A 19,156-nucleotide genomic window follows, 5' to 3' on the forward strand; every position below is an offset into this window, starting at 1 on the left:
ATGACCTTCGCAGGCCGACTGCAAGTTGGATTGTCGATTCTGGTTCTCACCTGGGCCTGCGGGGCGCAGTTTGCCAGCTCCCAGGAACAGGCGCCTACGGACCCCGCGCCGCAGGCAGCCGAGGATCAACCGGCCGATCAGCCAGAAGCCCAACCGGAGCAGCCAGCCGAGGAACCTGAAACACCGCCTAAGGAGGAGCCCAAACCAGAGGAGTCCGCCGAGCCGGCTCCCCAGCAGGAGATGCAGGAGCAGCCGTCGGCCGAAGCCCCCGAGGACAAGGCAGAACCCAAGCCCCAAGAAGAAAAACCAGCGGCAGAGCCCAACGCGGATTCAGAAAGCAAGCAAGAACCACAAGAGGAACCACCTGCCGAGAAGCCCGCGCCAGTGCTGCCCGACGAGGTGGTGCTGAAACAATATGTCACCATTCCGCTGGTTGGCATCTATGGCCGGGCGAGTGTGCATATCGATCCGGTGGATGCCGCCATCGCTGAGGGCGAGTTCTCCATGCCCGAGCCGGGGGACAAACTCACGTCCGGAACGGGCCGCGAAGTGACTTGGCGATCCGCCTCGACGGGCGACGATGGGGTGCTTTCGACCCGTTCGATTCGTGGCGGGTACGCGGCCACGACCTTCGAATCGCCCACTTCCGGCATCATGTTGCTCGAAGCCACCGGGCACGCCATGGTTTACGTGAACAACCTTCCCTACGCCGGCGACCCCTACGCTTACGGCGACTTCGTCGTGCCCGTGCAGATCAAAGAGGGCACCAACACGCTGGTGTTTCACGTGGCCCAAAGTAAGCTGCAGGCCAAGCTGGTGAAACCGACGGCCGAGCTGGTGCTCTCGCCATTCCGCACCACGTTGCCTTCTTTGGTCCGCGGAGCCGAGGCGTCCCCCTTGTGGGCTTCGGTAACGCTAACCAACACCACGGAATCGCCACTGGACGGCCTCTCGATCGAAGCCCGCCTGGGCGATCTGGAGCCAACCGCGACGCCGCTCACCTGGTTGGATGGAGCCTGCCTGCGAAGTTGCGCGTTTCAGTTCGCCACGCCGGAGGACTTGCCACAGGATATAACCGTGCTGCAGGTTCGCGTGGTTCGCGACAGCCAGATACTGGTCGAGGGGCGATTCGACCTGGAAGTGGTAGACGCTTCGGCCATGCAAACGCGTACATTTCGTAGCGATATCGATGGCAGCGTGCAAGCCTACGTGGTAGTACCCGCGTTGAATTCGGATTCTGGCAAGACGCACCTGGTGGCGAGAACCTCGGATGAAGAAGAGGACGACAAAGGTAAAGTCCAAAACGAACCGGCGCCCGGCGCCATTGTCGCGCTGCACACCGATGGCATGACGGCCCGCGACTTTGCGGCCCAATACCAAGCGAAAGACTGGGCGCACGTCATCGTCCCCGGTGGTCGAGGCGAGTTTCCGCTCGACTGGGAAGAGTGGTCACGTCTCGACGCGATCGAAGCGATGACCGACGCACTCGATCAATTCCGTATCGATGAAGATCGGATGTACGTCACCGGGCACGGTATGGGCGGTCACGGCGCGCTGGTGCTTGCCACGTCGCTGCCCGGTCGCTTCGCGGCCCTGGCCACCACGGCCGCCTGGCCCAGCCTGTGGTCCTACGGCGGTGGTATGCCCGACTACGACGATCCCTCACCGGTGCAGGCGATGCTGCACCGCGCGGCCAGCCCCAGCGACATTCTCTCGCACCTCTCCAACCTGTGGGGCACCGGCGTCATGCTGATGCACGGTTCGCAGGACGAGCAAATTCCGCCCGAGCAGAGCCGTCTGGTGGTAAAGCGTCTGGCGACCTGGCACAGCGACTTCGCATATCTCGAGAAGCCCGATGCCGGCAACTGGTGGGGGGCGGAAACCGTCGACAATCCGGAACTGATGGGCTTCCTCGCTTCTCGAGCTCGCTCGAGCGATAGCCAGAAGGTCGTGAAGCTGTCCACGTCGGACCTGGGGATGCTGTCGCAAAGCGACTGGGTGACCATCGCCGCCCAGCAAACCCCCTTCGAAACCAGCAGCGTCGAACTCGAGGTGAAAAACACCCCGCTGTCGATCGTCGGCACCACCAAGAACGTACAGCGCCTGGTGATTGATCAGTCGGCTGTCCCCAAGGGCAAGTCGTTCATCCTGCGGCTGGACGGTGGACAGCCGGTGATGGTACGCCAGATGCCGTCCAACGGGCAGCTATGGCTGGAACGCTCGGGCGATCGTTGGCTGCAACGCCCGGTGCCGGATTCGGAGGACAAGAATCCCGATCGTTACGGCGGGATGAAGGGCGTGTTTAATCACGATGTGCTACTCGTCTATGGCACGTTAGGCAACGATCAGGAAAACGCCTGGTCGCGTGCCAAGGCTCACTACGATGCCCAGACGTTTGCGTACCGCGCTGGCGGCTCGCTGGAAGTTTTGTCCGATACGGAATTTGATCCGAACCAAGCCGGCGACCGCAACGTAGTGGTCTATGGTAATGTTGACACCAATCGCGCCTGTGCAGCTTTGCTGTCGTCGTCGCCGGTGCAAGCGTTCCGAGATCGGATTCGCGTGGACACCCGTCCGGAAAGCGGAGACGACATCGGCTTCGTCGTGGTTCGACCACGCTCCGGCAATGACGACCGCCTGGTTGCTATGGTCGGTGGTACCGGCATCGAGGGGATGCGGCTCACCAATCGGCTCCGATATTTCTGGGCTGGCACAGCCTATCCCGATCTCTTGATTGTCGGCCCCGAAGCGCTAACCACAGGCGATGGCGGCGTCCGCGCGGCCGGATACTTCGCGGAGGATTGGGACGTCGACAAGGCCGATATTGCGTGGCGCGACCTCGCGTTGTAGCCACCGGGGCAAGGTAGCCATCGATCGCCGGATTCGAGGCGACTGGTTCGTGAACGGACGCCTGGAATTCCGTATCGACGATGCGAGGGGGATGGTATGCGCGAGTGGTTGCTGCAACTGGATGGTTTGCTGCGCGGTGAGGCGACGAGCGAGGAGAAACTGGGCGAAGGGCTCCTCGGCGTCAGCGCCCGTGGCTTGGCGGTGATCGTATTGATCCTGGCGATGATTTACGGCCTGTGCATGGGCTGTTTTTCGTTGCTCAAGGAGATTCCGCCCGATCTCGCCGGCACGATCGGCACCTCGGATCGGGTAGCTCAACTACTAGCCAGCATGATCAAGGTGCCGGCCCTGTTCTTTCTGACGTTGCTCGTCACGTTTCCTTCCCTCTATGTGTTCAATGCCTTAGTCGGTTCGCGGCTACGACTGCTGAACCTGCTACGACTGCTGATTGCGTCGCTGGCGGTAAACGTGGCGGTGCTGTCGTCGCTCGGCCTGATCGTGGCGTTCTTCTCCCTCAGCACCAGCAGCTATCCGTTCATCGTGCTCCTGAACGTGGCGGTGTTCTCGGTATCTGGCGTGCTGGGTTTGATGTTCTTGCTGCAGACCCTGCACCGCATGACGGCTTACTACGCTAAAGCCGAAGAGGTAGAAGATGCAGCAGCCGTGCCCGAGGAATCTGTGCAGCCGGCGCCGGAAGTCGTCCTGCAGCCGGACACTGGCGGCGACCAACCACATTACTCCGAGGAATCGCAGGAATCGATGCCTCCGCCCAAGGAGCGGCCCGCCTGGCCAGCCGCGCTCGACATGCCCAAGGGGCAGGTATTTGCTTGCCACACGAGAATGGTGTTCCGATGCTGGCTGGTGCTTTTCTCGGTAGTTGGCGCCCAGATGGGTTGGGTGTTGCGACCGTTCATTGGGTCGCCCTACATGGAGTTCACGCTGTTTCGTGAACGCGAGTCGAACTTTTTCGCGGCCGTGCTAGGTGCTTTGTGGCAACTGTTAAGCGGTGGAGGTTGAGTCCGTGCCATCGGATCTACTTCACTGGCCCGACGACGTCCTGCGTCGCGCCACCTGGACCAACTCTCCCGCGTCCGGCCAACGGACCTTCGGCCGGCTGCTGGCCACGATGGCCGCCTGCGGACTGTTGTATGGTGCTGCCATGGGCAGCTTTGGCGCCGTGGCGGGCGGTAGCAACTGGCCGCTGCAGATGCTGTATTCGGCGCTCAAGGTGCCGCTGCTGCTGAGCGTGACGTTCGTCATCAGCGTGCCGAGCTTCTATGTCATGAATGCCCTGTTTGGCTTGGGTGGCGACTTTGCCGTTGCCCTGCGCAACCTGCTCGCCACCCAGGCCGGTTTTACCGTCCTGCTGGCAGCCTTTGCCCCGCTCACACTGTTCTGGTACGCCACGGATGGTGACTACTCACGAGCCCTCGTGGCGAATGGTGTGATGTTCGCCGCGGCGAGTCTCGCCTCGCAACGCCTGTTGCGGGGCTACTATCGGCCGCTGGTCGCTGGCAATGCTCGTCATCGCAAGATGATGTGGTTGTGGACTGGCCTCTACGCATTGGTCGCTATTCAGATGGCCTGGCTTCTACGACCCTTCATTGGCTCGCCCGACAAACAGGTCACTTTTTTCCGTCCCGAGGCCTGGGACAATGCGTACCTGAAGGTCTGGGAATTGGTTGTGCGAGTGTTCTCCTAACACTCAACTCCAGCGGCATCCGTCCACTACGCGCGAAATCGAACGCCTCCTGCGCCCTGCTGTTCGCGAACTCTGCCATGCAGATACAACTGCGGAGATTCAAGCTGCACTGATTCTCCCACGTCGGCGCATGAAGTATCATAAGCTTAGCGCGTCCCTCACCCGGCAAGCACAATTAGGAGTTACCCGATGAGTAAGCGTCTGGCGGAAGATACAAACCAAACGGCGTGTGAAAGTCCCAGTTGCGGTTGCGGACCGCTCGCGCGGCGAGAGTTCGTGCAAGTTGTGAGCTTGGGCGCCGTGGCGCTTACACCCGCGGCGATTGCTTCGGCCCGACCGGCTCCAGCGGTCGATTCCAGCGGCCGCTATGTCTCTCGGCAACAGCGCGAGTACAACGGTCCCTACACGGGCGAGTACCTCGATCGCGTGGCGATGCCCATTGGTGGTATCGGCGCGGGCATGTTCTGCCTGGAAGGCACCGGCGCCATCTCGCATGTCTCGCTGCGCAACGAGATGGAAGTGTTTAATGCGCCCACGTGCTTTGCCGCCTTGTGCATCAAGAACGACGAGGGCAACGTCGCCAAGGTGCTCGAGGGACAGGTGCCGGAATGGAAGATGTTCGGCCGCCCCGGCACGGGCAACGGTGCTGGCCAAAGCAGCCACGGCTTTCCCCGCTTCGAGAATGCCGAGTTTGTCACGCGGTTCCCATTTGGCGAAATCGAACTGTCGGACGAAGAAATTCCGCTGGACGTGAAGATCACCGGCTGGAGCCCCTTCACGCCGGGCGACGCCGATAATTCGTCGCTGCCCGTCGGTTCGCTCGAGTACACTTTTACCAATAACACGGACCAGCCGGTGGAGTGTGTGTTCAGTTACAACTCGGCCAACTTCATGGCCGCCGGCGACGATGGCGACAGTATCAAGGCCTTCCCGCAGGGGTTCTTGCTGTCGCAGCAGGGAACTTCCCGCCGTGAGGACCTGGCTGGCGACTGCGCGATCTACACCGACCGGCCCGACACCGTGGTCGACCACTGTTGGTTCCGCGGTGGATGGTTCGACTCGCTCACCCTGGCGTGGGAAAACATTGCCGGCGCCCGCCTGCTCGACAATCCTCCGGTTGATGGCGGTGGTCGGGGGGCTTCGTTGTTCGTGCCGCTATCGATCGCGCCAGGCACTTCCGAGACCGTGCGACTGAAGTTCGTCTGGTACGTCCCCAACACCCGGCTACGCTCAGGGTCGTCGGCCGAGGGCAGCGATCCGGCATTCGCCGCCGGCCCGGCCAGCGGTACCGCCGAGGGCCAGCAGTCCGTGTCTGGCTACGAAGGCGGCGGTCTGGTCAACACCTTCCATCCCTCGGGCGATGGCGCCGTGGGTACGCTCACATCGCCCGATTTCAAGCTCGAGCGCAAGTTCCTGCAGTTCCTCATCGGCGGCGGCAACAATACCCGCAGCACGATGATGCAGCTATTAGTTGCTGGAAAGCCGGTCCGCACGGCCACCGGCCGCGATACCGAGCATCTCGAGTGGCAGTCGTGGGACGTGAGCGAGCTACAGGGCCAGCAGGCGCAGCTACAGATTGTCGACCAGGCCACCGGTGGCTGGGGTCACATCAATGTCGACCACATCGTGCAGACCGATCAGGTGGCCTCGAGCAAGGACGAACTGGCTGACGCAATTGTGATCGCCGACTTCGAAGGCCAGGACTTCGGCGACTGGGTGGCCACCGGCCCCGACCCGAAGCCGCAGCAACAGCCCACCGAGCGATACCATCGGCCGTGGTATGCCGGCCGGTTCAGCGACGTAAAGCAGGTGGCCGACTACTGGAACCAGAACTACGACGAACTTCACACGGCCAGTCGCCGGTTCAGCGACACTTTTTACGACACCACGCTGGCTCCTGAGGTCATCGAAGCGGTGGCCGCTAACCTCACGATCCTGAAGTCGCCCACCGTACTGCGGCAGGCGGACGGACGTTTGTGGTGCTGGGAAGGTTGCTCCGACAGCCGCGGTTGTTGCGCCGGTTCCTGCACCCACGTGTGGAACTACGCCCAGGCGTTGTGCCATCTGTTTCCCGAGTTGGAGCGTTCGCTCCGCGAAACCGAATTCCACGAAAGCCAGTCGCCCGAGGGACACCAGACGTTCCGCTCGGCGCTGCCCATCCGCCCGGTGGCGCACAACTACCACGCGGCGTCCGATGGCCAGCTGGGCGGCATCCTAAAGGTCTATCGCGAGTGGCGTATCTCGGCCGATACCGATTGGCTCCAACACATGTGGCCGCAGGTGCAGGAGAGCCTCGACTACTGCATTCAGTCGTGGGACCCTCGGCACAAGGGCGTGCTCGAAGAACCGCATCACAACACTTACGATATCGAGTACTGGGGACCCGATGGCCACTGCACCAGTTTCTATCTCAGTGCGTTGGCCGCCGCCGTGGCGATGGGTCAGGCACTCGGCCAGGACGTGTCGCTCTACCAACAGCTCGTGCAGAAGGGCACGCAGTTCCTGGAGGAAGAGCTCTACGACGGCGAGTACTTCTTCCACAAGATTCAGGTCGATGGGCTCGACGCCAAGTTCCGGCCCATCACTTCCAGCAACAACGGCCCCGGCTACAGCGAGTTGATTGAGGATCTCAATCAGCAGGGTCCCAAGTACCAGTACGGCACCGGCTGTCTGTCCGACGGGGTGTTGGGATTCTGGATGGCCGAAGTCTGCGGCGTCGAACCAACCGTCGATCGCGACAAGCTTCGTTCGAACCTCAAGGCGATTCACAAGTACAACTTCAAACCCAGCTTGATGGACCACGCCAACCCGCAGCGGCCCACCTACGCTTTCGGCCACGAGGGCGGTCTGCTGCTCTGCACCTGGCCCAAGGGGGGACAGCTCAGCATTCCGTTCGTCTACAGCAACGAAGTGTGGACCGGCATCGAGTACCAGGCCGCCTCGCACATGATCATGCAGGGCATGGTCGACGAGGGGCTCGACATCGTGCGGGCGTGTCGCGACCGTTACGATGGCCGGGTCCGCAATCCGTTCAACGAGTTCGAGTGCGGACACTGGTACGCCCGCGCCATGTCGAGCTACGCCCTGCTGCAGGGACTCACTGGCGCGCGGTACGATGCGATCGACCGTACGCTGTATGTCAACTCGCAGGTGGGCGACTTCCGCAGCTTCCTCTCCACGGCCACCGGCTACGGGACCGTCGTGCTCGATGGCGACAAAGTGTCACTCGAAGTCACCCACGGCCAGATCCCTGTCGACCAGGTAATCGTTGCAGGCAAACCGACAAAGCTCTCCAGCTAGCTCCCCGCGGGCTTCTCGAGCGCCTCGCCCAACTCCTTACGCAACCAGCCCGGGCGGTTGGTGGTGATGCCGTACGCTCCCTGGTCGATGTAGAACTTCGCCACTTTCGGGTCGTCGATGGTCCATACGTGAAACTCGCCCAACCCGGCGGATTTGAGCCGCAGGATGAAATCCTCGTTGAACACGTCCGGCTTGCCGTTGCTGCCAAGCCCGTCGGCGCCCGAAGCCCGCAACGTTTGCACCACCTTGGCCAAACTGGGATTCCACGCCCCGAACTGACTCTTCTTGTACCCGGTGAGCCAATGCACTTTGATTTCGGGCATCTTCCGTTTGCATAACAGCACCGTGTCGGCGTCGAACGCGATGATCAGCATCTTGTCCTTCGGTACGTCGGTGTCGGCGAGCACCTTCTGCAGCGGTTCGACAATCTCGGGTCCCGACTTCAGCTCGATGATCATCCGCTTGCCCTCAGGAACGGTCTCCAGCACCTCGGCGAGCGTCGGAATCTTCTCGCCTTTGTACTTGGCGTCCTTCCAGCTACCGACGTCCAGCGCTCGAAGCTGTTCGAGCGACGACTCCTCGACAATCAGCTTCTTGCCGGCGGTCCGCTCGGTATCTTTGTCATGGATGCAGACAATCTGGTTGTCCGCGGACAGATAGAAATCGCCCTCGATGCCATCGGCCCCTTCCTCCCACGCCAGGCGAAACGCGGCCAGCGTGTTTTCCGGTGCGGTATGCGACGCCCCCCGGTGGGCCACAATCAACTGAGCATTCGCGGACATTGCACAAGCTCCCAGCAACATCGCCAGCAGTAAACATCTCATCGTTGGTTCCTTCTCGTCATCGTTGGTTCAGTTCAATCTTGCCCACCAACTCCGCCCGAGCAGATCATAGCCCACCGCGCTGGAAACCCGCAACCAACGCGGACTTCGCGTGCCAATGGTCACTCCCAGCAATCGCCGGCGACGGGGCCGCCCGAGTTTTGGTTCAGGTTGTAGCTCCCCAAGTGCGATTTATGGTCCCAAAACTCCGACCGTTTTGGTCCGCCACACCGCAAAAAACCCTTGTTTTCTAGGCAAAACCATTCGGGGGATGCGACAAAACCCTTCGCGTTGTTCCCCACATGTTTTTTGTTGTACCAATACTCTTACAGTGGCCATTCGCTCCGCGAATGAGCGCAATGCCACTAGCACTCGTTCGCTGAGCTAGCGGTCACAAACGATCACTCACCTGAATCTGCTCGCCTGCAGCACGACCAGGAGCCTAACGGCACCCGCTCGCCGGAGTGTGTACATAATGCCACATATTTATTAGACCGAACTGGAGGGAGGTTTCAACAACGTTTTTTTGACAGTAGGCCGGCCGGGACGGCCGGCCTACTATTGCGCCCGCGAATCTTCATACGCCCGGTACAAATCCCGCGCCAGCTGGTCGATGTAAGTTCTACCTTGCTTGCGATCTTCGAGTTTCGCGAGCAGTTCCGAGGGGATCGCGCCGACACCGAGGTAGGCTCCACTAATCGCTCCCGCCATGGCGGCGATGGTGTCGGTGTCGCCACCCAGCAGGATGGCATTGCCAATCGTCTCGCCGTACGACTCGGGCGTCAGTCCGAATGCCGCGATCGCCGTGACGACCGACGCTGTGGCTTCGATACCATTGCCGAACAGTCCCAGATCGCGAACATGGTCGAGTCGGGCCGCGCGGCGCAGGGGTCCACTGTACTCGTCCGCCGTGCACCGCTCGGCAATGGTCTCGAAGAACGACTCGCGGTCGAGCTCATCGGCCGTCGACGCCAGCGCAACGGCCAGCGCCAACACCTGGGCCCCTTCAATCCCCAGAGGGTGAACATGGGTGGGGAGCGACGACGCATGCGCCTCGCGCCACACCGTGGGGTGGTCGTCACGGAACATCAACCCCACGGGCGCCACGCGCATCGCTGCCCCATTTCCGAAAGAACCTCCTGGGAACAGCGTTTCAGCCAGGTATTGGTGGTCATGCCCCGCGCGCATCGCTTCGAGCACATACCGGGCACCGCGTCCGTAGCCTCGCTGCGGAAGGTAGTTCTCCGCAAACCGCTCGCACAACACACTGTTCTCAATCCGCCCGCATCGTACCAGCGTCTCGGCGATTCCAATCGCCATCTGCGTGTCGTCGGTGTACCAGATCTCGCCCGGTGGTGGACTATGAAGCAACTGTCGCGCGGAGTTGTATTTTCGCTCCATGAAGGCCGTGGGTTGGCCCTCGAAGTGGGCACCAAGGGCATCCCCTACGGCAAGGCCCAACAGGCAACCGACGAAACGCTCTTCTAGCGTGGGCTGGGTGGTCATCGACTGTTCTCCGTGTCGGGTGACATTTGACTCGCCATTCGTTCCACAAGATCGGGCACCGGCACCTACCCTTCGCTATGTCATTAATCCCGAAGAACGAATTCGCTTCTCCGACTTCTATCCATTCGCGGAGATCGGCGGGCCATTGTGCGAAACGCCAACGGTCGCGGCTCGTGGTGTCTCAAACAACCTGCACGCCCGCCGCTCGCATCTCTTCAAAAGCTCGCTCGCAATCGCCCGGTTTCAGTTCCACGCCGCGGACGCCTTCGGTCAGCACCCGTGTCGCGAAGCCCAAGCTCACAGCATCCAGTGCGGTGAACTTCACGCAGTAGTCGGTGGCCAAGCCGATGATGTCCACCGCGTCGACGTTCTTGCTCCGCAGGTATTCTTCCAATCCGGTTGATTTGCGTCGGGCGTTGTCGAAGAAGCCGCTGTAGCTGTCGATCCGCACGTCGGTCCCCTTCTGCACGATATGATCGATCGCCTCGACGTTCAGTCCGGTTGCAAACTCGGCTCCCGGTGTTTCTTGCGCACAGTGATCGGGCCAGAGAATCTGCTGCAGGCCGTCGACCTCAACGAATTCGCCCACGTCGCGCTCGTCGTGCTGGCTGGCGAACGACAGATGGTCGTCCGGATGCCAGTCCATGGTGGCCACCACCAGTTCGTACTCCGGCATCAACCGATTGGCCACCGCCACGACTTCGTCGCCCTCGGGTACGGCGAGCGCCCCGCCGGGGAGGAAGTCGTTTTGAATGTCTACCAGGATCAGGGCCTTCATCGTATTCCTCTTCCCACGCCATCAATAAGGTGGAAACAACCGTCGAAATCCGAGCAGCAATACCACGGCCGCGAACAGTACATTGCGCGCCGCCGTAGCCGGCCAGTGCATCGACGGCAACTGGTTCGCTTCTGCGCCGGACAATTTCACGGACAACGCTTCGGCCAGTTGTTCGAGCCACTTGACGTTCCGCGGCCATTCGCCCAGGCGATCGATCCACTCGCGAGGGATCGCCTCGGCCCCGAGGTTTGCCCCCGCGATCGCGCCGGTAATCGCCGCCACGCTATCGGCGTCGCCGCCCAGGTGAACGGCACTAGTTACAGCCTGTCGAAAGTCGTTTGGTGTAGCCACCCAGCAATACAGGGCCGCTGGCACTGTGTGATTGACGTAACCACTTACTCCGCGAGACCAGCCTTGCGACTGGGCAAACTCTGCTGGAGTGAGCCCAGTCTTCAGACTTTGGCAAAGGCCGCCCAAGCACCTACGAAGTTCGTCGCCTTGCAGCTGTCCCTCGATGTTTTCCACAAACTCCAGCGGCGTCGCACCGCGGCCACACACAGCAAGGCGAGCCGCTTCTGCCACCACCCAAGCTCCTTCTTCCGCTGTGGGATCGGTGTGCGTGACGCGGGTGGAGCGCCGCACCAGCTCTCGGCACTCCTGCTCGCTCTTCGCACACACGCCCAACAGTGCCGCCCGCATGGCAGGACCGTTTCCCGCGCTGAACACTCCGCTATGACTAGGCGGGACGCCCACTAGCAGTTTCAGACACGACCGCAATGTCGCTAGTCCGATGCCGGCCGGCATGGTCAATAGCCAGGGCCGCAGCTGCCGAGCGAACATGGCCTCAAACTCGTCTGGATCTTCACACACCTGCGCCAGCGCTCGGGCAACCATCACAGTGTGTTCGGTGTCGTCGCTGCACATGCCACGCCCCAGCAATAGCGTCGGCTGCACCGTGTCGCCATAGAGCCGGCGCGCTCGCCGAGGCGAAAGCCCTTCGCACCGCAGCCCTGCCGCATCGCCCACGGCGGTGCCGAGTAAACAGCCCAGGATGTGCGAACGGAGTGTCATCTCTCAAATCTCAAAATTAAAACCCTGCTTCGTCAGCCGGTCGTACGTTCGTTTGTCGAAGCGGTAGAGTTGGGCCGCGCGGTGGGCGACGTCTTTTTCGATCTCGCCGGTCTCTTTCACGATACCCATCGCCAGCACTTTCTTGCGGAAGTTGCGTTTGTCGAGTTCGCGGTCGAGGATCACTTCGTACAGGTGCTGCAGTTGCCGCAGCGTGAATCGTTCGGGCAGCAGCTCGAAACCGATCGGTTGGTAGCGGACCTTGCCCCGCAATCGCTCGTGCGCCATTTCGAGGATCTGCGGATGGTCGAACGCCAAGGGTGGCAGGTCCGACACCGGAAACCACGCGGCGTTGCGGGCATCGGTGCTGGCGCGGACGTTGTGCCCCGCGAGGTTCACCAGGGCGTAGTACGCCACGGTGACAACGCGCTCCCGCGGGTCGCGGTCGACCTGGCCGAAGGTGTAGAGTTGCTCGAGGTAGATATCCACCAAGCCGGTCTCTTCGGCCAGCTCGCGGCGCGCGGCCTCGTCGAGAGTTTCGCCCACGTGCACAAACCCACCCGGTAGCGCCCACTGCCCCTCGAACGGCGGCAGGTCCCGCTGAATGAGCATCACCTGCAGGTCGTCCTCGTCGAGCGCGAACACCACAATGTCGACGGTCAGCGCGGCACGAGGATATTCGTAGGAGTGTTTCATGGTTTACGCGAGGTCTTACGGTCTGAATTCTTCAACCAATTGAATGGGTCCCACAATGGCTTCGTTGAATTCGCCCAAGTCCTCTGCTGGAATCCAATACTCTCGTCGATCTCGACCGCCAACTTCGTGTACTTCATAACGTTGGATGAACGCGGTCAACACCTCGAACTGCAACACGTAACCCACAAAGTCGGAAGCTTGGTCCTTCGTATTCCAGTCGCGGGCGATGTGCTGCGCGTACTCCAGTGTCAACACTGGATAGAAGATCGGTTGCCAGAACAGTCGCGGCGGAAAACGCAGCCATTTAGTCTCTCGAATCAGATCGAGTTCTTTCTGCCCCACTGGTCTGTAAAGGGAGGTGGTACTTGGTGACATCTCGTCTCAATCCCCGATGGTCGATTTCACTTCGCGAATCATCCGGTCCCGCCGTTCATGCAGGCCGATGTCCATGCCCACGGGATACTCGTGTGGGTTGAGCAATCGGCAAATGGTGGGATGCAGTTCGGCGAGTTGTTGTTGGGCCCGTGATCGGGCAGTATCGAGCGATTCGTCACTGCCGCTGGCGAAGCGCTCGACCACCTCGCCACCACGCAGTACCGGCACCAGCAGGTCATCGCCAGCTTCGATGTCCGGCACGGTTTTGCGGCGGTGCGTGTCTTTCACGTCAATGATCGTGCCCCGCGGGTCGATGGGATGGTTCTGGTCGTAGATCATGTCGCCCAGCAGACCATTGGCGGTTCGATACCTTCGCACCTGCAGCAGGCCGGGGATGTTGATCTTGGCCGTTTGCTCGGAGAGTTTCAGCTTGGGCTCCCACGGACCGTCCGCCTCGCGGGTGGCGCCGAGTTTGTACACTCCGCCGAGCGCTGGCTGATCGTAGGCCGTGGCCAGCTTGGTGCCGACGCCCCACACGCTGATCGTTGCCCCTTGCCGTTTGAGGCTTTCGATGATCCGCTCGTCTAGGTCATTCGAAGCGACGATCGCCGCGTCGGGAAAACCACCGGCGTCGAGAATCTTGCGGGCCTCGATGCTCAGGTAAGCCAGGTCGCCCGAGTCGAGGCGGATGCCGACCATCTCGTGACCGCGCTCGCGAAGCGCGCGGCCAACTTCAACAGCGTGCCGCACTCCTTGGAGCGTGTCGTAAGTGTCGACCAGGAACACGCAGTTGTTGGGCATCGCCTGAGCGTAGGCTTCGAAAGCGGTGAGTTCGTCGTCGAACGACATTACCCAACTGTGGGCGTGGGTACCTTTGACCGGGATGCCATACCTTTTGCCCGCCAGCACGTTGGAGGTCGAATCGCAACCACCGATGTAGGCCGCGCGGCTGGCCGACAGGCCACCGTCGACACCTTGCGCCCGCCGCAGCCCGAACTCGATCACCAAATCGCCACCGGTGACACTGGTGATCCGCGCGGCTTTGGTGGCGATGAGCGTTTGGAAGTTGATGATGTTCAGCAGTGCCGTCTCCAGCAGTTGGCATTCGAGCATTGGCCCCGTCACCCGCACCAACGGCTCGTTGGCGAACGCCACGGTGCCCTCGGGCATGGCGTCGACATCGCAGGACAGTCGTAACTCGCGGAGGTAATGCAGGAAGTCGTCGTCGAACAGCGGTCGGTCGTCCCCACCGGTGAGCGTGGCCAGGTAGTCGACGTCCGACTGCTCGAAGTGGAAGTTCTCGAGGAACTCGATGGCCGGCCCCAGCCCCGCGGCCACAGCGTACCCGCCGGCAAAGGGCGGCTTGCGAAAGAACAAATGAAATGCAGCTCCCCGATCCGCGCGGTGCAGTTTCCAGTAGCCGTAGGCCATGGTGAGCTGATAGAGGTCGGTGAGTAAAGCGAGATTGGCGTGCATGACGAGCCCCGTGGTTTAGATAGTGTCATTATTACACTATCTTCGGGCGGGTCAAGATCCACGGATCAGGAATTCTGCAGAATCAGCCCTCCGCGTTGTGGGCCTCAACATTTTCAGGTGGCATGCGGTGCAGCAGCCAGTCGACCACACGCCGCACCAGGCCCGCCTTCCAGAGGCTTACCAGTTGGGCCAGCAGCAACACCCCCACGCCGACGCCGTACCAGGCCAGCCCGCGACGAGTCGCCGCGTCGCCAATCTCCTGTACGAACTGGCTCAGTCCTCGCCCTATGAGCATGGCGGTCAAAAAACCGATCGGCACCAGATGCCAACGGATTTGTTGATGCAGTCCATAGGCTATGGACGTGGCCGCCAGCACCGCGAGGGCGAGCATCACTTGCCACTCGGGCACCTCCCACCAGCTAGGCGGAAATGCGAAGGCCACCGCCGCGCCCAGCACCACCAACAGCACCGGTGCGAACACGCGAAGCAGCTGCGCGAGCCGGTCGCGACACACCAGTGGCAGCAGCAGCGTCCAGGCAGTCCATGCGGCGATGGCCATCCAAGCGTTGTTCTCGGAGACCCAGGTCTGGCCAAACTGGTAGCGAGCCAGCATCAGTCCCACCGCCGCGCCGGCAGAGAGATTCAGCATGTCTCGCTGCCACACGCCCCGCATGACAAGCCACACCAACAATACGGCCAGCAACCATGTGTCCGGCATGTGTAACTGAGTAAACAACCGGGTGTGCGGATCAAGACACGACAGCAGCAGCACGCTCGCCAGCGTTACAGACTTGGCCCATGAAGCTCCTCGTAGCCAAGCGTACGCGGCGACAAGAGTCGCTGCGATGGTCGTGAGTAGCGGCGGCGCGGCGAGCGTTTGTTCTAGCAGATCGAGCGACAACGCCTGCGCTCGGGAGACGTGCAGCGGAAACGATAACGCCACGATACCAAGCAACGAGCCAAGAGCGATTCGCTGGAGCGTTTTGGATTTGTGAGTGAGTCCGAATTGCAGCAATAGTACCGCGATCGCCAAGAGCAGCGGCACCAGGAAGTAGGGATGGAAGGCGGGGCTCAGGCCTTTGGCGTCGGTGAACGAGACGCTCAGCATCCACAGCCGCACGCCCATCGCCAGGGCCATGAACACGAAGATCGACCACGGGTAGTAAGGCCATGGCCAGGGCGTGCCGCTATCGAAGTGGCGGAGCCGCGGCGAGCCGATCGTAGGCAGCAACAACAGCAGCGACGCACCCGCGGCCACGGAGAATAGCAGCACGCCCAGGCACATGGAGGCTTCGCGTCCGTCGATGGAGAGCTTGCCCAGCACGGCCGGGAAGGCAAACAATAGCGCAAGCTGCACGTAGAAGGGCAGTCGATAGGCCAGTGGCAACCGAATACGCAGCATCGCCAGCACCGATTCGACCACCACGCAACAAAATCCCATCGCCAGCGCAAGCCGTACGGCCCCCTCGGCCGGGTTGTCGAGGCACAGTCGGTCGTAGCTGGTCGAAATGGCCGTGAACATCAGCAGCACGACCAACAGAATGGTCCGGGCATCCTCCCACACCCGTCCGAAGCGGACCACCAGCCACCCCGCCCCGGCGAGCATGATGACGTACGCAAACAGAAGCGACGTCTTCAGGTCATTGGCCTGCGGGTAAGGACCCTGCGAAGCGAGATGGATTCCGTATAAGACAAAAGTGGCACTGACAAGGTACAGCGGGTTATGCGGATAGATCCGCGGCAACCACACCTCCGCACGAGCTTGCATAGGGTAGCTCCAGTTGGTGAAGCCCCATCATCCCCTGGCTCGGTGGGTAGTTCGCGGGAGGGGTGGCGGATTATTGCAGCGGGCGGTTAGCTTTGCTGCCGACGCTCGACAAGAGGGGCAAGCTTCAATTCGCCTGGGCCCACGCCCGTTCAAACAACCTCGCAATCACCGTGGCCCCCGCAAGCGTCGGCTCGATGTTGAGGCACAAATATTCCGCCTCCTGGCCGCAGAAGGTGTCGTGAATTGGCGCGAGCAGCGCACCAACCGAATCACTGTTCCGCCGGATCGCTTCGTTGGCGGCGGCCAGGCCGGCGGCTTCCTCATCGCTGAGCACTGCGTCGGGATGGTAGATGTCGCCGACGATCAGCACGGCCTCGGGGTTTCGCTGACGGATGACGGTCAGTAGCTCCAGGTGTTCGGCGGCGAAGCCCTCCATCCCTTCCTGCAAGTACTGCTGTTTGTTCCACAACAAGTCGTTGCCGCCGATGGTCAGGGTGATCAGGTCGCCCGTGCCATCGCGCGGGACGCCTTCCATCTGACAGCCGTCGAAGGTTCGGTCGTCGAGATGCCACCCGGAGCCAAGCGATTTCGCAAACTGGCTGACCGCCCCGCCACCCTTGACTTCGGTGTAGTCGTCGATGCTCATGCTGTCGCCCAGGGCGAGGTAGGTTCGCGGTTGGTCCATCGCTGGGTTCTCCTTATGGTGATCCCCTGGAGCAGATATACCCGCTGCTCCGCGATTCTAACAAAAAAACCCGCCCGGCTTCATGGGGCCGGGCGGGCTGGGGTGTTGAAGTTGTTGAACTCGCACCTCATCCATACGCCGGCTTAGCTCCTGCATCGCTGGATGCGGAGGACAAAGATAACTGGCTGAAAGTGCTGAATTTCATAACAGGATTACTTACGCTTCTTCTTTGAAGGTTTGGTCATCTGTCGCCACAATCGCTGGCCGACCTTCCGGTCGAGCCGCACCAACTCGTGCTGGCGGGTGTCGACGCCGATGACGTTGCCTTTCACGTTCTTGACATAAACAAAGGGTAGGCACACGGCCACCACTTTGCGGGGCTCGCCCTGGTTACGAGGCAGATAGCGGACGCGGACCGGTTGGTCCTCTTCCAACGTTACTGCCGAGCAGCACCAGAGGAACGAAGGGTATTCGACCACCTCGTGCAGCACGGTTACAAAGTCGCCGGAGCGGATGTCCTCCCCCGCCACACGTGCGGCCACGGTGGTGTCGCTGGTTGTTTCGGTTTGCGCATTCATCGATTCTCATTCCAGATTGGTTCAGGAAAGCGGTGGTTTGCGTAGCTGGGTCGTCCTACGGGACGGCTTAGCCCGCGGTAAACTGCTGCGTCGCGAGTTGTATCAGCGAGGCACGCATTGCTTTCTCCTCAATCGTGGCCATGGGAAGTACCGGCAGCGGGAGGGTCGACTCTCCTCGGCCATCGGTGTCGAACAGAGAGACAAGAACCTGACCGGAGGGTTCGCGCGGGTGGACAACCGGCTCTGCGTGGTGACCGGCATCAAGCTTCTGCAGTTAGCCGCAGCGGAGCGGCCTGAGCCAGAGGAGTGAAACCGACCCGAGGCATCTGGTTTTCACATTCGGCACACTCCCCACAACTGTACAGCGGACGCGCGCCGACTGCTTGCTCCGTCGCCAGTTGCGCGAAGAAAAAGCTCGGAAAACAAAGCACTGGCGACCGCTAACCCGTATGGAGAAATTCGAGACAAACATCACCGCGAAAGCGGGCGTGGTGCATTTCGCAAACTAGAGTTTTACGAGCCTTCAACAAGCTGCCCCTCAATCGGTTTGTGGGCGCAGCCGCCGCCGGAGATCAAGCCATGCAAGCCGAATGGATCAACCCTTTTGTCACCTCCACCGTCTCGACTTTCGAGACGATGCTCGGCTGTGGCATTAAACGTGGAACCCCTTCGATCAAGACCAACCGACAACCTCACTACGAGGTCAGCGGTCTGATGTCGCTGGAGGGTATGGCCCGGGGCATTGTGGTAGTGAGTCTCGATCGCAAGGTAGCAATCTCTGCCACCGAAGCGGTGATCGGACACGCGGCCACGTCGATCGATGCCGACGTGATCGACTGCGTTTGCGAGATCACCAACATGGTGGCTGGCGGAGCCAACAATCACTTGGAACACCTGAAAATGCGGATTGGACTTCCGTCCGTCGTCTCAGGCAAAAACCATGTGATCAGCTACCCCACCGGGGTGGCGACCATTTCGATTCCCTTTCAAACCGACTGGGGCCCAATGTGTGTGGACGCCAGTATCAAGGAGTCGTCGCCTGCCGGCGACTCGGCCACTTCCATTGAATCAAGTGAAAAAGTAACCCTCAACGCGGGAGCCCCCACATGAGAGCTTTGGTAGCCGACGACGCAAAGATGATGCGTACCATCATCCGCCGCACCCTGGAAAGCATGGGATTCGACGCCGTGGTGGAAGCAGAGGATGGCGCTCAAGCCGTCGATGCTTTCCGTGGCGACGTATTCGATATCGTCCTCACGGACTGGAACATGCCTCACAAGGATGGTCTGCAAGTATTGAAAGACATCCGCGCAAGCGACACCAATGTTCCCGTGATCATCATCACCACCGAGGGCCAGCAGCAGCACGTGCTCGAAGCGGTGAAGGCTGGCGTATCGGACTATATCCTCAAGCCGTTCGAAGCGGACTCGCTGAAGGAAAAAGTCACCAAGCACGTGCCGAGCCTGGTGTAGCACACGCCACCCGAGTGTGCCGTGCTGAGACACACACAGTCCATTAATGACAATCGCCGCCGGAGCAATGCTCCGGCGGCT

Annotated in this window: 17 protein-coding genes; 7 read left to right on the top strand and 10 right to left on the bottom strand. The window is 61.2% G+C overall.

What is annotated here, in order from left to right; genetic code table 11:
* From NG895_RS01035 to NG895_RS01050, 4 genes are all read left to right on the top strand, one after another.
* A complete protein-coding gene (locus tag NG895_RS01035) occupies positions 1–2,850 on the top strand; it encodes a prolyl oligopeptidase family serine peptidase (RefSeq protein ID WP_252850582.1) in 2,850 nt (949 codons plus the stop codon).
* 96 nt (positions 2,851–2,946) lie between these two features.
* A complete protein-coding gene (locus tag NG895_RS01040) occupies positions 2,947–3,867 on the top strand; it encodes a hypothetical protein (RefSeq protein ID WP_252850583.1) in 921 nt (306 codons plus the stop codon).
* A 4-nt stretch (positions 3,868–3,871) separates the two neighbouring features.
* Positions 3,872–4,552 carry a hypothetical protein gene (locus tag NG895_RS01045; RefSeq protein ID WP_252850584.1) on the top strand — a complete coding sequence of 227 codons (681 nt, stop codon included), beginning with the start codon at positions 3,872–3,874 and terminating at the stop codon, positions 4,550–4,552.
* 189 nt (positions 4,553–4,741) lie between these two features.
* The gene (locus NG895_RS01050; RefSeq protein WP_252850585.1) at positions 4,742–7,852 is read left to right on the top strand and encodes a GH116 family glycosyl hydrolase; all 3,111 of its coding nucleotides are present in this window, start codon (positions 4,742–4,744) and stop codon (positions 7,850–7,852) included.
* Here NG895_RS01050 and NG895_RS01055 read toward each other — a convergent pair.
* The 10 genes from NG895_RS01055 to NG895_RS01100 form a co-directional block, all read right to left on the bottom strand.
* Positions 7,849–8,676 carry a glycerophosphodiester phosphodiesterase gene (locus NG895_RS01055; protein ID WP_252850586.1) on the bottom strand — a complete coding sequence of 276 codons (828 nt, stop codon included), beginning with the start codon at positions 8,674–8,676 and terminating at the stop codon, positions 7,849–7,851. The genes NG895_RS01050 and NG895_RS01055 overlap by 4 nt on opposite strands.
* Positions 8,677–9,231: 555 nt before the next feature.
* Entirely contained in the window at positions 9,232–10,179 is a 948-nt protein-coding gene (locus tag NG895_RS01060) for an ADP-ribosylglycohydrolase family protein (RefSeq protein WP_252850587.1), read from the bottom strand.
* Positions 10,180–10,360: 181 nt separating this feature from the next.
* Entirely contained in the window at positions 10,361–10,957 is a 597-nt protein-coding gene (gene pncA / locus NG895_RS01065; RefSeq protein WP_252850588.1) for a bifunctional nicotinamidase/pyrazinamidase, read from the bottom strand.
* Positions 10,958–10,978: 21 nt separating this feature from the next.
* A complete protein-coding gene (locus tag NG895_RS01070) occupies positions 10,979–12,028 on the bottom strand; it encodes an ADP-ribosylglycohydrolase family protein (protein WP_252850589.1) in 1,050 nt (349 codons plus the stop codon).
* Between the two features lie 3 nt (positions 12,029–12,031).
* On the bottom strand, positions 12,032–12,721 hold the full coding sequence (locus tag NG895_RS01075; RefSeq protein ID WP_252850590.1) for an NUDIX hydrolase: 690 nt from the start codon (positions 12,719–12,721) through the stop codon (positions 12,032–12,034).
* 15 nt (positions 12,722–12,736) lie between these two features.
* On the bottom strand, positions 12,737–13,096 hold the full coding sequence (locus NG895_RS01080) for a hypothetical protein (protein ID WP_252850591.1): 360 nt from the start codon (positions 13,094–13,096) through the stop codon (positions 12,737–12,739).
* Positions 13,097–13,102: 6 nt separating this feature from the next.
* Positions 13,103–14,572 carry a nicotinate phosphoribosyltransferase gene (locus NG895_RS01085; protein ID WP_252850592.1) on the bottom strand — a complete coding sequence of 490 codons (1,470 nt, stop codon included), beginning with the start codon at positions 14,570–14,572 and terminating at the stop codon, positions 13,103–13,105.
* An 82-nt stretch (positions 14,573–14,654) separates the two neighbouring features.
* A complete protein-coding gene (locus tag NG895_RS01090) occupies positions 14,655–16,340 on the bottom strand; it encodes a hypothetical protein (protein WP_252850593.1) in 1,686 nt (561 codons plus the stop codon).
* A 124-nt stretch (positions 16,341–16,464) separates the two neighbouring features.
* Positions 16,465–17,025, bottom strand: a complete 561-nt coding sequence (locus NG895_RS01095) for an SGNH/GDSL hydrolase family protein (RefSeq protein ID WP_252850594.1) — start codon at positions 17,023–17,025, stop codon at positions 16,465–16,467.
* 212 nt (positions 17,026–17,237) lie between these two features.
* Positions 17,238–17,603 carry a hypothetical protein gene (locus NG895_RS01100; RefSeq protein WP_252850595.1) on the bottom strand — a complete coding sequence of 122 codons (366 nt, stop codon included), beginning with the start codon at positions 17,601–17,603 and terminating at the stop codon, positions 17,238–17,240.
* Between the two features lie 37 nt (positions 17,604–17,640).
* Here NG895_RS01100 and NG895_RS01105 point away from each other — a divergent pair, with 37 nt between their 5' ends.
* The 3 genes from NG895_RS01105 to NG895_RS01115 all read left to right on the top strand — a co-directional run bounded on the left by NG895_RS01105 (position 17,641) and on the right by NG895_RS01115 (position 19,075).
* Positions 17,641–17,913 carry a hypothetical protein gene (locus tag NG895_RS01105; RefSeq protein WP_252850596.1) on the top strand — a complete coding sequence of 91 codons (273 nt, stop codon included), beginning with the start codon at positions 17,641–17,643 and terminating at the stop codon, positions 17,911–17,913.
* A 269-nt stretch (positions 17,914–18,182) separates the two neighbouring features.
* A complete protein-coding gene (locus NG895_RS01110) occupies positions 18,183–18,713 on the top strand; it encodes a chemotaxis protein CheX (RefSeq protein ID WP_252850597.1) in 531 nt (176 codons plus the stop codon).
* The gene (locus NG895_RS01115) at positions 18,710–19,075 is read left to right on the top strand and encodes a response regulator (protein WP_252850598.1); all 366 of its coding nucleotides are present in this window, start codon (positions 18,710–18,712) and stop codon (positions 19,073–19,075) included. Before NG895_RS01110 ends, NG895_RS01115 begins: the two co-directional genes overlap by 4 nt.
* Positions 19,076–19,156: the final 81 nt, after the last annotated feature.

It is taken from the genome of Aeoliella straminimaris (assembly GCF_024054565.1).
Taxonomy (GTDB): Bacteria; Planctomycetota; Planctomycetia; order Pirellulales; family Lacipirellulaceae; genus Aeoliella; species Aeoliella straminimaris.